Annotated in this window: 11 protein-coding genes; 6 read left to right on the top strand and 5 right to left on the bottom strand. The window is 42.3% G+C overall.

Annotated elements, in window-relative coordinates:
* Positions 1–198 precede the first annotated feature (198 nt).
* Positions 199–1524 carry an Nramp family divalent metal transporter gene (locus ACFG4S_RS18380; protein ID WP_392530474.1) on the bottom strand — a complete coding sequence of 442 codons (1326 nt, stop codon included), beginning with the start codon at positions 1522–1524 and terminating at the stop codon, positions 199–201.
* Positions 1525–2521: 997 nt separating this feature from the next.
* On the opposite strand from ACFG4S_RS18380, the gene ACFG4S_RS18375 reads away from it, so the two are divergent.
* Together ACFG4S_RS18375 and ACFG4S_RS18370 are read left to right on the top strand one after the other, a co-directional pair.
* Positions 2522–3778, top strand: a complete 1257-nt coding sequence (locus ACFG4S_RS18375; protein WP_392530473.1) for a phosphotransferase family protein — start codon at positions 2522–2524, stop codon at positions 3776–3778.
* 166 nt (positions 3779–3944) lie between these two features.
* The gene (locus tag ACFG4S_RS18370) at positions 3945–5024 is read left to right on the top strand and encodes a T3SS effector HopA1 family protein (RefSeq protein WP_392530472.1); all 1080 of its coding nucleotides are present in this window, start codon (positions 3945–3947) and stop codon (positions 5022–5024) included.
* A gap of 337 nt (positions 5025–5361) precedes the next feature.
* Here ACFG4S_RS18370 and xth read toward each other — a convergent pair whose 3' ends face one another.
* Positions 5362–6144, bottom strand: a complete 783-nt coding sequence (gene xth, locus ACFG4S_RS18365) for an exodeoxyribonuclease III (RefSeq protein WP_392530471.1) — start codon at positions 6142–6144, stop codon at positions 5362–5364.
* Between the two features lie 695 nt (positions 6145–6839).
* Between xth and ACFG4S_RS18360 the strand changes: the two genes are divergently transcribed.
* The 4 genes from ACFG4S_RS18360 to galT all read left to right on the top strand — a co-directional run bounded on the left by ACFG4S_RS18360 (position 6840) and on the right by galT (position 11909).
* Positions 6840–7031 (top strand): hypothetical protein, encoded by a 192-nt coding sequence (locus tag ACFG4S_RS18360; protein ID WP_392530470.1) that lies wholly within the window; start codon positions 6840–6842, stop codon positions 7029–7031.
* Positions 7032–7155: 124 nt separating this feature from the next.
* A complete protein-coding gene (locus ACFG4S_RS18355) occupies positions 7156–8178 on the top strand; it encodes a zinc-binding dehydrogenase (protein WP_392536018.1) in 1023 nt (340 codons plus the stop codon).
* A gap of 795 nt (positions 8179–8973) precedes the next feature.
* On the top strand, positions 8974–10830 hold the full coding sequence (locus ACFG4S_RS18350; RefSeq protein WP_392530469.1) for a glycoside hydrolase family 2 protein: 1857 nt from the start codon (positions 8974–8976) through the stop codon (positions 10828–10830).
* The gene (gene galT, locus ACFG4S_RS18345; RefSeq protein ID WP_392530468.1) at positions 10809–11909 is read left to right on the top strand and encodes a galactose-1-phosphate uridylyltransferase; all 1101 of its coding nucleotides are present in this window, start codon (positions 10809–10811) and stop codon (positions 11907–11909) included. The genes ACFG4S_RS18350 and galT overlap by 22 nt, the downstream gene beginning before the upstream one ends.
* 447 nt (positions 11910–12356) lie before the next feature.
* On the opposite strand, the gene ACFG4S_RS18340 is transcribed toward galT, so the two are convergent.
* From ACFG4S_RS18340 to ACFG4S_RS18330, 3 genes are all read right to left on the bottom strand, one after another.
* Positions 12357–13211 carry a metal ABC transporter permease gene (locus tag ACFG4S_RS18340; RefSeq protein WP_392530467.1) on the bottom strand — a complete coding sequence of 285 codons (855 nt, stop codon included), beginning with the start codon at positions 13209–13211 and terminating at the stop codon, positions 12357–12359.
* A gap of 11 nt (positions 13212–13222) precedes the next feature.
* Complete coding sequence (locus ACFG4S_RS18335; RefSeq protein ID WP_392530466.1) at positions 13223–14059, bottom strand: metal ABC transporter ATP-binding protein; 837 nt, start codon at positions 14057–14059, stop codon at positions 13223–13225.
* Positions 14060–14332: 273 nt separating this feature from the next.
* Entirely contained in the window at positions 14333–15388 is a 1056-nt protein-coding gene (locus ACFG4S_RS18330; protein WP_392530465.1) for a metal ABC transporter substrate-binding protein, read from the bottom strand.
* Positions 15389–15502: the final 114 nt, after the last annotated feature.

The following is a 15502-nucleotide window of genomic DNA, read 5'->3' as shown; positions in this document are numbered from 1 at the left end:
AATAGGCTTTCGATTTTAAAACCGCATAAGAATAGGCTTTTTTCAGCATTAAATAATCAGCACTCACTCTCAGCGATGCCTGCGGCGGGCTATGCCTACGCAACAAGAATCTATCTGATTCACTTAATTGATTATATGGTGCGTTAGGCTAAAGCCATAACACACCCTACTACTACTAGTTAATCTATTTAAACAGATTTAAAGATTGAAACCCAGCCAACCTAAGGTACTTTGTAATATCAACCAAACATTTAGTCCGACGATAACAATAGCGATTAGCCAAGCTAGAGATTTTAACCATAAGGGATTTACAAACTCTCCCATTAAACGATGGTTACTTGTAAACATCACCAATGGAATTACTGCAAACGGTAACTGTAAACTGAGGATAACTTGACTAAAAACTATGAGACTGCTTGTACTATGTTCTCCAAAGATAATAATCGTAATTAACGCTGGAACGATCGCAAGCAGCCGGGTAACTAAACGGCGTAACCAGGATGCAAGGCGAAATTGTAAAAACCCTTCCATGACAATCTGTCCTGCCAAGGTTGCAGTCAGTGTTGAACTTTGTCCAGAAGCAAGTAAAGCAATTCCAAAGATGGCGCTAGCTGCACTAACACCTAACAATGGTGAAAGCAGTTTGTAAGCTTCTTGAATTTCTCCCACATTTTGATTCCCAGAAAAATGAAATGTGGCAGCAGACACTATTAAAATGGCTGAGTTGATAAACAGCGCCAACGACAGAGCAAAAGTTGAATCAATTGTGCCAAACTTAATTGCTTCCCATCTTTTTTCGTTATTAGGTTGCCAATCACGGGTTTGCACAATAGAGGAGTGTAAATATAAGTTGTGAGGCATCACTGTTGCCCCTAAAATGCCAATGGCAATGTAGAGCATTTCTGGATTTTGTAAAATTTCGCCCTTCGGCAGATATCCGAACAAAATCCCGCCCATATCAGGCCGAGAGAAGAGAATTTCCGCTATGAAACAGAAGCCTACCGTTGTTACTAGTATTATTACCAGCGCTTCTGTATAGCGAAAGCCTTTATGTTGCAAGAATAACAATACCAAGACATCCAGTGCAGTGATGCAGACACCCCATACTAAAGGAATACCGAATAAAAGTTGCAGAGCGATCGCACTTCCCAATAATTCTGCCAAATCGCAAGCAGCGATCGCAATCTCACACAGCACCCACAAACAAAAGTTAACCCGTGGACTGAAATAATCTCGACAAGCCTGTGCCAAATCTCGTCCTGTAGCAACACCCAAACGCACACATAGCGATTGCAACAATATCGCCATCAGGTTGGACACCAAAATTACTGTCAAGAGGGTATAGCCAAACTTAGACCCCCCAGCGATATCTGTTGCCCAGTTTCCAGGGTCCATGTATCCCACTGACACCAGATACCCTGGCCCTGCATAAGCGAACATCTTGCGCCAAAAGCTTTTACTGTCGGGAATTTTAATACTACGGTGAACTTCAGGGAGACTAGGGCGGTTTTCGGGATCGGGCATTGGTTTTGCTGTGGCAAATTTTCATATTTTTATCATAATTCCAGAAAGTCAGGCATGAAAACCAACCTACGGCAGATTTTAAGGAACAAGTTATATCATGTCCAATTGAAGACTTATCATTTTAGGTCGATATCAGCTTATTAAATCTGTTTTACTTCTGTTAGCACAGCAAGACATATCAGATTCACCAATTTTGAGTCTTGCGGTTGACAAAAGTATAGTTATATAAGATGCACTCATATAGCCGTTATTTGCATCGCTGAAAGCTTCCAAGTAACACAAATCACCTATCAATAAGGCTTTCAGGTATCAATTATCAAAATTTAAGCAAAAAATAATTACCAACGGCTCAAAATGTCCGGTTTTTTTAGGTTTGTGATGATAAATAAAAATAATAGTGTTGAAAGTCATGCTTCGTAACCCGAAGAATTGCTGAAATTCTTCGCTGCTTTCAGGATGACTACTTAACATCAAACAACATCTGCTTTTTGCTGGGGATGCTCAACCGCCACAAACCTCGATACGCGGTCTAAATCAAAGGCTATAAGCTAATGCGCTTCTATATTGCACTATTTTCGGTGTTGGCGCAGCGTCTCTGATAAGAGAAGACTGTAATTTGTCATTTGTCCTTTGTAAATACCAATGACAAATGACAAATGACACACCTCCGCTCTCCTGAGGGATTACGTTGCGCGACCACTAGTCAGACTGCAATTTAAATACGTAAGAGCCTACCGCATAAATTACTCTAGATGTATCTAAGTAACTATGCTGAGAGAGTGTAAAGATGTCACGGTGTCTTGGAGGCAATTTTAAAGTAATTATAAAGACTTTGGTGCCATTTTGGCAGGTTTTCATGCAAAAGATGCGATATTAGTAGATTGTACAAATCTTTATTCTTATTGACACACTACTTACTATCTACTAAGAACTGCTAAGGCTAAGCAAATTGTGACACCAATTAATTTACGTTAATCTACGAAGTAGGAAGTAATACATGGTATTATCACTGTCTTCTCATAATGTTATCCAGTATCTACAAGACGTAGGTCTGTATAACTCAGGAGATGGCATATCAGATGAATCTGACTTGCCAGGAAATAGTAAGAAAAACTTCAATTTACTAGTGACTTTAGCAGATAATCGTAAACTGCTCGTTAAACAAGAACGTAATATTAACAGTGAAGGCTTGCCTCATGAGTTATTTAAAGAGTGGTTGTTTCACCAATTGCTCCAGCAGTTTCCAGTTCTCGGCAATGTTTCGGCGATGCCTACGGCGGTAAACTACGCTCCATTAGTAGTCCATTTTGACGAAGAAAATTCTATCCTCGTCCGTAACTATCTGAGCGAATATGTCGAGCTTGCGACAATATACCACAATAACGAGATTTTTCCACAAGAAATTGCTTCTGCCATCGGCACTACTTTAGCCGCACTGCATCGTGCAACCTTCCAATGCCGAGAATATAAGGATTTTATGGCAACTGCTCCCCAAGGAGAGTTTCGCTATGGTTTTTACAATCCGGCGCAGGGGATAGGATCAATTAGTCCAGAAATTTTCGGTAATGTTCCCACGGATGCGCTGAAATTCTACGTTCTTTATCAACAGTACGAGAGTTTGGAAAGTGCGATCGCAGATTTGGCATACGAATGGGAGCCTTGTTGCTTAACTCACAACGACTTGAACTTGAGCAACATTTTAGTTCATTCCCGCTGGCAGCAACTAGACAATTGCTTAGTGCGATTAATTGATTGGGAAGCTTGTGCTTGGGGAGATCCAGCTTTTGATTTAGGAACTTTACTAGCAAGCTATCTAGGAATTTGGCTCAAGAGCCTCGTAGTAGATCCCACCATTGAGTTAGAAGAATCTCTACATCTAGCATTGACACCTTTGGAGATTTTACAGCCTTCAATTATCGCCCTGATTAGGTCTTATCTCAATGCTTTTCCGATGATTTTAGAATATCGGAGTGACTTTATTCGGCGCGTTGTTCAGTTTACGGGACTGGCACTGATTCATCAAATTCAGGATGTAATTACGTGCCGGAAATACTTTAGTAATGCTGATATCTGTATGCTGCAAATAGCTAAAACTTTGCTCACTATACCAGAACAAGCTGTACGGACTATTTTCGGTATTTCAGAATCAGAAATTGTCAATTATACTGCAAAAATTCATCAACTTCCTCAGCCTCAAAAAGAGCGGCAATTACTTCGAATTTATTACGAAAAAACTCAGCTCCGTGGTTGTTAATAATGGAGAACAGAACATAATTAAAAAGTTACAAGAATATTTTATGAATGAATATAGTAATATTAGACTCCTGATTAAAACTCTGTTCACTCATCAGTAGAGTATTCTGGATTCTGACTACTTCTTGATAATTTTGGATTTTCAAATTTTAGTTTTGAATGGATTAATGTTTTATTCTACCAATCAACCGCTGACATCTCTGTTCGATATTGCTAGTAATATCCAAATTGAGTCAAATTTTTGTATTTACCATCCCAATTATCAACCGTTCTCTCTGCCGACTAAAATAGCCGATAGATTTCAGCAAACTCCGGTAGATTTACAACAGAAATATCTAACTCTATTGCTGCGAAATTTTCTCTATGGGATCTATTACAATGGCTCCTTACAAAGTACTTTGGCAGTCAATACTAATAATTGTCCTTCCAAGCATAATTTAGAAGATAATTCGACTTTGCAGATTGATTGGGATTTCTATGAGCAACTGCACGGAAGTAATCATGGTATAGGTTACTTTGACCCTAAATGGGAAGTGTTACGGCAAGAACCCGATGGTACTATGGCGGTAACTAAAGGTGGTTTAACACTTTATGTTGAGCCAGATTGCCATCTAGAATCGAGTAAAAAATCTACGAAAGTAGGTGACACAGTAGCAATCTGGATGCCCAAAAATAGATTACAAAATAGTTGCTATATGGCAGTTAGCAATGTGGGACAGGAACAGCAAAGTAATCCAGACGGTGATTTAGGAGCAGGGCGAATCTACTTTAACTTTACGGCATCTGGTGCGATCGCTCTTATGGACAGCCTGACGCTGCAATTGAATGCAGCCTCCATTCCTTTTAGTTTTCAGGTTCTCCACAATCCTTCTGCATACGGACGTTATGATTCTGGGGTACTCTACTTTGAACTCCACGACTATCCAGCAATCCGCACAATCCTTCAGGCTGTTTATCCAGAAAATCAATTTCATTTCCAGCCTGAAATTCCCTTGTTTACCAAATTTTTAGCCCCAGGATTAGGTTTAGCTGAAGAACCAATTCAAAAATTTGCCGCACAAGAAAGTTTTGGGATGAACCGTTGCCAAATCGTCGCTAATGCTTTGTTGGAAGCTTGGCAAAAAGGTAAGAATGCAATGGAAGAACGAATGAGAGTTATTGACCAACACTTTGCACGCCATACAATTGACTTGCAGCGTCCTTATCTTAATCCCAGTTCTAAGGATATATATTATCCCTTAAATTGATGGGGATTGGGGATTGGGTATTGGGGATTGGGGACTAGAAGACTGATTCAGTATTCAGGGTTATGACGAAAAATTCGGATTTATTTTAGGCGCAAGAAGGAAATTGTGCTTGAAAGGCTTTGAAACCGAATTTTAGTTTTTCTCTGCTTGTATGAAACCACCCTGCTTCCCTACTAGCGTTGGCGAGTAAGATTCAAAGCCTCTCTCCTAAAAGGAGAGAGGTCAAAGTGTATTGCTTCCATTCGAGAACCGCTATATTACTCAATTGATGTTCTAGGGACTAGCGAGAATAATAATGCCCAATACCCAGTCCCCAGTTCCCAATATCCAGTCCCCTTTATAATTCCACAATCACCGGCACATGGTCGCTGGGTTGAATTAACTTTCTTGGTGCGACATCAATAATGCAACTTTTAGCACGTTCATACAGTATGGGTGTCAGATAGTGATGGTCAATCCGCCACCCTAAGTTACGACGAAAGGCGGCGGCGCGGTAGTCCCACCAGCTATAATTTCCGCCTTCGGTGTTGAATTTACGAAAAGCATCAGCAAATCCCAGTGCCAGAATATCCCGTAAGGCTTGGCGCTCTGTTTCTGTTGCCATAATGTGATTTTCTGTACTCACTTGCTCATGAATATCCTTAGCTTCAAGTGCAATATTGAAGTCACCGCATACGCAAATTTGAGGGTGTGACAGCACCAGCACTCGCAAGTACTCGCGTAGGGCTGTCAACCAGCGTAGTTTATATTCATATTTTTCGGTTCCTACTGCTGCGCCGTTGGGAACGTATAAGTTCACAATCCGAATACCGTCAATTACACCTGTAATCACCCGCTTTTGCTCATCCCATTCGTGGTGTAAATCGGGCAAAATCGCCGTGAAGCCGCTACTTACGTCTAGGACTGGTTGGCGGCTGATCAGGGCTACACCGTTATAGGATTTTTGCCCTGATAAATAAAGGTGATAGCCTAATTCTTCAAAAGGCGATCGCGGAAACTCCACATCTAGAACTTTGGTTTCTTGCAAGCAGAGAACATCAACAGGATTATGAGTTAACCAATTGATAACCTGTTCTAGGCGAGTGCGAATTGAGTTGACGTTCCAAGTAGCGATTTTCATTAGTTAACGTTCAGAATTTTTGTAAATTACTAATTACAAATTATGTAATTTTTGTACAATTATTTAATATTGAGAATTTATATCCGATTCCTTCATTGCTTTTAAACAAAGCCTTAATGAGTTGATCCCATTTAATAATTTAGTATTTCCAGCTACAAAATATGCAATTTTGTACGCTATGCTACAAAATATTTTACTTCATTATGATCCCCAAGACAGATGCAACAAGTAATTCATTGGCTATAAGGTTATAAGTATAGCGGTGAGTTGACATTGACCGATAATCCTGAGATTTCTCGGCAGAGAGTTTGTGATGTAGTTAATCAGTGTTGTGCTTTTAGTAGCCTTTTTAGGTTAATTTAAATGTCAAAAAACTAAGTACAAATGCTTTGTTCTCATAAAATAAATGATGTAATTCATTATATTGAGGACAATATTACATTACAAAACGTAAATAGGCTTAAAACCATTACTAATGAGAAAGGACAAAGGACAAATGACAGCTCCCACCAGTTAGCTTTAATTGCGCCGATCTACTTAGCCAAATGGTTAACGGATATGAAGCTCTTTACAGACAAATTATTAAAGACCGCATAAAATCGAATGGCTGAATTCATGCCGCTAGCATCCAGTTTTAAGAAACTGCTTTTTTTGCTCAGCTTAAACAACAACTTTTATTCAAGGAGGACATTGGTATGAGTACAAGAGCCAACACCTGCCCGTGTTGCGGTGGTTCCCTCCTACGTCATGCCCGTCATGGTGAACTATATTGGTTTTGCCTGTCGTGCCGACAAGAAGTACCGCTGTTAACTGCTACTCGCTTGCCTAATCCTAATGTGGAAAGCCGAAACACCGGGGTTCTTACCCAGCCAGTGGTGAATACCTAGTTTTTCGCCATTGCTATTTTAGATTGATAAAAACCTACTATAAATCAATACTGATTTAGTTTAGTACCGATGAAATAGCTCCAACTGGTAAAATCAGGTGGAGCTATTTCATCGGTTTAAAACTTTGTTAGCAGCATTACTTTATGGGCAAGAAGATTTACGGCTAGAAGAGGTCGCCGATCCCACTCCTGCGGCTGGCGAAGTTGTAATCCAAGTGGGGACAGCAACAACTTGTGGTACAGATTTGAAAGTTTGGCGGCGTGGTGGTCATGCCAAAATGTTAAAACCGCCAACGCTTTTTGGTCATGAAGTTGCTGGGCGGATTGTTGCTTTGGGTGCAGGTGTGACAAATTGGCAAGTAGGCGATCGCGTTGTCGCTAATAATTCTGCTCCATGTATGGAATGTTTATTTTGTCAACGCCAAGAATATTCATTATGTGCGAATTTAACGTGGAATAATGGAACTTTTGCGGAATACTTGAAAATTCCTGCACCGATAGTACAGCATAATTTATTGCAAATTTCTGATGAATTACCGTGGGAATTGGCAGCCATGACGGAACCACTAGCTTGTGTATTGCATGGTGTAGCCCGTTCTAATATTAAACCCAAAGATAAAGTAGTCGTCTTGGGAGATGGGGCGATCGGGCTGATGTTTGTAGCTGCTTTAGCGGATACTGCTGAAGTGTTGCTATGGGGAGGTAATGACCAGAGGTTAAAAATTGGTCAGAAATTGGGTGCAGCCCAAACCTTTAATTATCATCAAATCTTGGATATTCCCAGCGTCATGAAAGAATTTACCCAAGGATGGGGTGCAGATGTAGTGATTGAAGCCACTGGTGTGCCTAGCGTTTGGGAAACTGCGATCGCTTGCGCCCGTCCTGGTGCAACAGTAAACTTATTCGGTGGATGTCCACGGGATACCAGCATTACTGTCAACACAGAACAGCTACACTATAGCGAGCTGACGATCAAAGGCGTGTTTCATAATACACCAGAGTATGTGCGATCGGCACTTGCACTCATAGCTAGTCGCAAGATACCCTTTGAATTACTTATTACTGAACAGCGCCCATTAAAAGATTTAGAACAGGTGTTTTATGAGATGAAGGCGCGTCAAGTAATAAAAGTAGCAATGATTCCTTAATTTTTGGCGGAGTACGGCAGACGATCTGAGTCTAGTCAAATCAATGTAGAAAATCTCGTTAATAACCCACATTCCGCAGATAAAGCTACAGTCCGTAGATGAAAACTGGATTTTTCTGATGGGAGCTCTCCTGCAATCAGTTCCCACAGTTCCTATGTCAAATTGCTACGGTATGCTTTAGTCATTCGCTCACAAGGTGCTGGTTTTTACAAATATCAGCATCAGCTTTGTGAGCTTTCTTACAAAAGTATCCTACTTTTAAAACGTCTTCTGAATAATCTCCAAAAAAGTTCACAGCAATTGGGTTTTGAGCTTATTCCCCAACCCCAAGCAAATGCGGTTTCTTGAAAGTGCGATCGCATTGCAGTATTTTTTTGTCATTTTAGTGCTGTAACTCTACTAGATCGTACCGATCTCTTCATCCTCTTTTTTTGCCGAAGGTATTGTTTAAACAATTTATATGAATAAAATTTTTATGACCGCTACTTTATTATGTGGCAGATTTATGATATATATGAGCGACCTAAATTTAATGCTTTTTTTCTAGATAACCTAGCAAAGATTCATGATGCATATGCCATAATGTCACGAGCTAGGGGTATATAAACTTATTGTTATACTTGAACACCTAAGTGCGAAAAGTATAATTATTTACAGAAAATACAATACTACTAGCTCTAACCGATCGATTAACGATCGGCTAAAAACTCATGCTATATCTGGCAATCCAAATATTGGGGTCTAAATTTAACCTATAGCAGGGGTTGATTGAGGTATGTATAAGGAGGAAATTTGATGAGATTATTGGATTTGGAAAATAGCGGGGTTAAATTAATCTCTAAAACTAATAATAATTTTGTGGACTTAACTGAAACAGCACACCCTCGCCCATTGTTAAAACGCTCACACTGGCAAACTTTAAATGGGCTATGGAAATTCGCATTTGATGACGAAGGAAAGTGCAGCCAACCAAGCGATTTTAGCCAATGGTCTCATCATATAGAAGTTCCTTTTGCACCGGAATCTACCAAAAGTGGGATTGACGATCGCGGTTTTCATTCAAACTGCTGGTACGAACGGGAATTTGAAACACCACCAGGGGATGGCAGATTACTGTTACATTTTGGTGCTGTGGATTATCACGCTCGTGTGTGGGTAAACGATAAATACATATCTGAGCATGAAGGTGGACACACCTCTTTCACTCTCGATATTACCCATGCTTTAAATGACACTGGTACAACAAAGGTAACAGTATGGGCACAAGACGATCCGCACGATCTGGCCAAACCTCGTGGTAAACAAGATTGGCAGTTGAAACCTCATAGTATTTGGTATCCTCGCACAAGTGGTATTTGGCAGACAGTCTGGCTAGAGCGCGTAGGTGAGTCTTATATCGGTAATCTTCGGTGGATTCCCGATTGCGAACGGTGGGAAATTGGGTTTGAACTTGGTTTGGCTGGTAATTTACCTACTTCGGGTGTACAAATTAAAGTAAAACTGAGCGTTGGCGGTCTGGTTTTAGCAAGCGATATTTATGAAGTATTCAATGGGGAAATTAGCCGCCGCATTGTTCTGGGCGATCCAGGTATTGACGATTGCCGTAATGAATTACTCTGGAGTCCAGAAAAGCCGACGCTCATAGATGCTGAAATTCAGCTATGGCATAAAGATTGTCTGTTAGATCAAGTGCAATCTTATACAGCGATGCGGACTGTCAGCATTCAACGCGATCGCTTTATGCTCAACGGTCGCCCCTACTATCTCCGGCTGGTTCTCGACCAAGGCTATTGGCCTGAGACATTAATGACTCCACCCAGTGACGAAGCATTGCGGCGTGATGTAGAACTCGTCAAAGCTATGGGTTTTAACGGAGTACGCAAACACCAAAAAATCGAAGACCCCCGCTTTTTATATTGGGCAGACGTTTTAGGGTTGTTAGTATGGGAGGAGATGCCTAGCGCTTACCGCTTCACGCCGAAAGCCGTGGAACGCATGACCCGTGAGTGGACGGAAATCATCAAGCGAGATGTGAGCCATCCTTGTATTGTGGCGTGGGTACCATTTAATGAATCCTGGGGAGTGCCAAATTTGGTTGAGACAGCAGCTCATCGTAACTACGTATTAGCTATGTACCACCTCACAAAAACTCTCGATCCAACTCGTCCAGTAATTGGTAACGATGGTTGGGAAAGCACAGATACCGACATCCTCGCTATTCACGACTATGAACGTCAGCCTGAGCGATTAGCCCGTCGCTACAGACCAGATCAGATATCCGATCTATTTGAGCATAGCCGCCCTGGGGGACGCATTCTCACTTTGGATAATTATCCCCATCAAGGACAACCAGTGATGTTGACCGAGTTTGGTGGGATCGCCTATGCCCCTCTCGACCAACCTCATGCAGATCAAGCTTGGGGATATGAAAACTGCTCGAATATTTCCGAATTGCAAATGAAATACGCTGCACTGCTGGAAACAGTTAATAATATTGAGCTATTTAGCGGATTCTGTTACACACAACTAACAGATACCTTCCAAGAAGCTAACGGTTTATTGTATGGCGATCGCACTCCAAAATTTCCCATTGAGGCAATCCGCGCTGCAACCCTCTCAGGACAAGGTTTATGTACTCCCACAAGCTGTTAAAGCCCGACGGACGCAAATTAAAATTATACAGTCGTTACCCAATTACTAGTCAGTTAGAAGCCCCTAGCCCTAGTAATGAGCCAGTGCAAGCTAATCCGCATCTGCGCTGGCATCCCTTGCGGGGGGAATGGGTAGCTTATGCCAGTCACCGTCAAGGGCGGACATTCATGCCGCCCCCAGAATATAATCCCCTGGCACCTACCACCAATCCTGAGTTCCCCACGGAACTACCCCAAGGTAAGTATGACGTAGCTGTGTTCGATAACCGCTTTCCCTCAATGATTCCCACAGCCAACAATCCACCTGATACCATCGTGGAAACGTTACCAGCAAATGGAGCATGTGAGGTAGTGGTTTTTACTCAAGATGCCCGCGCCTCCTTGAGTTCCTTAGAGTTGGATCATCTAGATTTGCTGTTGGAAGTGTGGGGCGATCGCACCCGCGAACTAGGACTAAATCCCCAAATTCAGTATGTGCTGCCCTTTGAAAATAAAGGGGTAGAGGTGGGTGTAACATTGCACCATCCCCACGGGCAAATTTACGCCTATCCTTTTATACCGCCTGTTCCAGCGCGAATGCTGGCAATGCAGCAAGAGTATTATAAAGAACATCAGCGGGGTTTACTGCAAGACTTGATTCAGAAGGAAATTGCAGACAACCAACGGATTATTTATCAAGATGAGTATGCGATCGCATTTGTCCCGGTATGCGCTCGTTACCCCTATGAAGTCTGGATTGCACCAAAAGAGCCAGTTAGCACTTTTATGGATCTTACTTCTGAACAACGTTGGGGACTTGCCAAAGCGTTAAAAACTGTGACTCTCAAGTATGACGGCTTATGGAATCGCCCGTTTCCTTACTTAATGGCTTGGTTCCAAGCACCCACGGACGGTTTAGCCCATCCGGAAGCACATTTACACGCCCAGTTTTATCCCCCATATCGCACAAGCGAAAGGCTAAAGTATCTTGCAGGAACCGAACTCGCAGCAGGAATGTTTGCCAATGATGCTTTACCAGAGGAGAAAGCCAAAGAGTTACAGGCGGTGGCTGTAAATATTGAAATGCGGATTTCTGCATAAAGGGGAAATTAGCAAACCCAAAAAAAGCAAAATCTACATTTCCGAATGGCATGTTTATAAAGAGAAAGAGTCATCGGTTGCTAATCTAAAATCCTAAATTGTAGATACAGCAGTTTGCAACTAACTGATACCAATTCTTTATGAAACTGCATATAATTCGATCCCTCCTAGCACTGCTCTACGGTGTATACACAAGTGGAAAATAGTAGTCTGTCAAGGAATAATTGACGAGTATATTGTCTGTAGAAACAGCGATAAATCGCGTCTCTCTAACACCTCAGTGTTTTAGACGCGATTTATCGCGTCTCTACACGATCGCTTTCTGGCTTATCCCAAGGGTATTGGGATAAAACTGGTCGCTTGTGTGTACACCGTAGCTAGCCCTGCTGGGGTTAGGGGGATCTAAAAGTGCCTAAAATCACAGAGAAACACTTTTCAAACAACCTCTTAAGGGAGGTGTTTTATAGAAAGGGGAGGGAGACGGCGTTTATATCGTCCTTGCAGGTTTTTGCTGAGTAACACACAGGCAAATATAGCGGTTGACAGTAGCACTACACTCGCTCCAGAGGCAATGTCGAGGTAGTAGCTGAGGTAGATACCGACAAAGGAAATCACAGCTCCTAAAATCCCGGAAAGAATCATGATAGAACCAAAGCGATCGCTCACTAATCGGGCAATTGATGCTGGAATCACCACTGCGGAAATAATCAGGGTCACCCCCAAGACGTTCAGTGTCGCTACCAGTAAGGTCGCTAACATCAAAGCAAATAAAGTATCCATTGCAAAGACGGGTACGCCGTGAACCTGAGCAACTTCCCGATCAAAACACCAAAATAGCAACGGGCGATAAAACAAGAAAACCAGACTTAGTAAGACAATCGTTACACCCGTCACCACCCACAAATCACTCGGGGAAACACCCAACACATTGCCAAATAAAGCGGCTTCAAAGTTTTGGCTAAACTTGCGATAGCTACTGATCACAGCAACTCCTAAAGCAAAGCTAGCGGTTGTCACAATTCCTATAGCTGCATCCGAGTAGACTTTGCGTCCTGTTAAATATTGAATCAGCAGAGCAGCTCCAAAACCCCAAATCCCTGAGCCAATGTAGAAATTCAAGCCCAGTACATAACTCAGCACGGCTCCCCCCAGAATCGCATGAGATAAACCGTGGGCAATGTAACTCATTCTGCGAGTTGTAATATAAACTCCCATGATCCCGCATAATAGCCCTGCCATTATGCCTACTAAAATGGCACGACTAAAAAATTCGTAGCGAAAGGGTGCTAGTAAAAAATCCATATATATTGATGTTAAGCAGACTTCGACGAGTTAGAGGGGCGCAATATTTCCGGCAAGTTGTGTTCCATTTGATGACGTAGGGAAGTGCCGCCGCTAGCGATTAAGATCCGGTCTTGTTGGTGAAAAACTACCATTTCTCCGCCAAAAGTCTGCTCTAGATTTGCGCGAGTGAAGACATCGATCGGTTGACCTTGACAAATTAAACCGTGGTTGAAACATACCACCCAAGGTAGATGAGTCGCTACCGAGTTGAGGTCATGGGTGGAGAGGATGATTGTTAAGCCTTGCTGATTCAAATCAGCCAATAGGTGCAATAGTTCGTGTTGAACGTGCAAGTCGGAACTGCTGGTGGGTTCATCTAAAAGAACGATTTCTGGTTCTCCAACTAAAGCACGGGCAATGAAAACCCTTTGTTGTTGCCCACCAGAGAGATTACCGATGGGTTGATGGGCAACATCGGCAACCCCAACGCGTTCTAGGAGTTCTTTGGCAATTTGGCGATCGCGCCCCGAAGACCAAGGCAACATCTTCTGCTTTTGATAACGTCCCATCATCACGACTTCCAAAGCCGTAACCGGAAAAGTCCAATCTACCGTTTCTACCTGCGGCACATAGCCCACCAAAGGTGGCGCTACACCTGGTTTTAAGCGTTTTCCTCGAAACAAAATCTCTCCACCCCAAGGATGAACTAATCCTAAAATCGCTCTAATTAAAGTGCTTTTACCACTACCGGAAGGTCCTACCAAACCAGTAAGTTGACCAGGGTAAAGCGTCAAATTAACATTGCTAAACACTGGCTGGATTTGATAACCACAGGTTAAATTTCTCACTTCAAGTATTGGTTGCATATACAGCACATTTCAAGTTGGTGAAGTACATAAGGTAAGTTTCAAAGCCAGATATCAAGCCTGTTTTACTTCTGTTAGCACAGTGGGGCATAGGGCGTGTTTTCAAACCTCTCTTTAAGCCCCTCAGTCTTTGGAGATCCCCCCAACCCCCCTTAGAAAGGGAGGCTTTTGGAGTTTCTTTTCCCCCCTTTTTAAGGGGGGTTAGGGGGGATCTTCGAGTTTAAAAACACGCCCTAGCCCATTCTGAATTCTGCTGTATTTATTTTCGCGATCCTACTTAGTTGCTGTTGGCCCAACAACATTTCCAGTTTTCAAGTTTTTCACCAAATCAGGATTTCCTCCCAAATTAGAGGCGATAATCCGCATATTATTAGCCATCATCCCAATATAAGTATGCTCAGCATTGGTGTTTTCCATTGCATTGGCTGAACCTGTTCCTGGTAACTCATCATCGGCAGTGTTGGCTGTTTTGATCTTGGCTTCGCGGGCAATTTGTTCTTCTACCTTGCTGGGGTAGACTTCAGAGCCAAAAATGGCTGGAACGCCTGTTTGACGAATTTGGTCAATTAGCTTGGCAACATCTTGAGCGGATGGTTCCTTAAAATCTGAAGGTTGAATGGCACCAATGACTTGAAAACCATACTCTCTCGCCCAATATGCCCAAGAATCGTGGTAGGTCAAAAGTTTCCGGTTTTTGGCGGGAATACTGGCGACGATTTCTCGTGTTGCTTTGTCTAGAGCATCCAGACGTTGTAAATAATTTTTCAGATTAGTCGCGTAGTAGTCTTTACCAGCAGGATCTAAGGCGGTTAATTGTTGCGCTGCTAGTTTAGCGTAAGCCTCAGCATACTTGGGGTTTACCCACAGGTGAGGATTGGGATCGCCCTTTTCTTTAGGAAAGCTGAAGTCGAAAAGCCATTGCTCTTGGGTAATAGTTTTACTGCCTAATTCAAAGATTTTAGTTTCTTTGGGCTTTGAGGCTTTAGCTAGTTTTTCGGTGGGGGATTCTAAATGCAACCCATTGGCGATAATCAGATTAGCTTTGGATAGCAAATCAGAATCGCTGGGACGAGGTTCAAAGGTATGGGAGTCGGTTCCTTCGGGAATAATACCTTTAACTTCTAAGCGATCGCCTGCAATGTTACTCACAATATTGGTTAAGGGAGCGACTGTTGTCACAACTAAAAGCTTATTTTGTGTATTTTTCTCTCCTACTTGAACTGGAGCGATCGTTACTTCAGGGTTGGAAGACACAGTTTTATCTGGAGACGGACTGCAAGCTACTACCATGAAGCTAAGTACAAATAGCAATCCACTGAGGGTCTTCATTACACTCAAGCCTTTTAAATTCAATAGTCAAGCTTGTATTAAACCTTTACCTGATATCAAAAAGCAATGCCCTACCAGGGTATTTTCGGGTGATTTAGAGATTTTTTGACCCCA

Origin of the sequence: Nostoc sp. C117 (assembly GCF_043099735.1) — a bacterium.
Taxonomy (GTDB): Bacteria; Cyanobacteriota; Cyanobacteriia; order Cyanobacteriales; family Nostocaceae; genus Nostoc.
The sequence above is the reverse complement of the archived record's forward strand: the minus strand, read 5'-3'. Positions and strand labels throughout refer to the sequence as shown.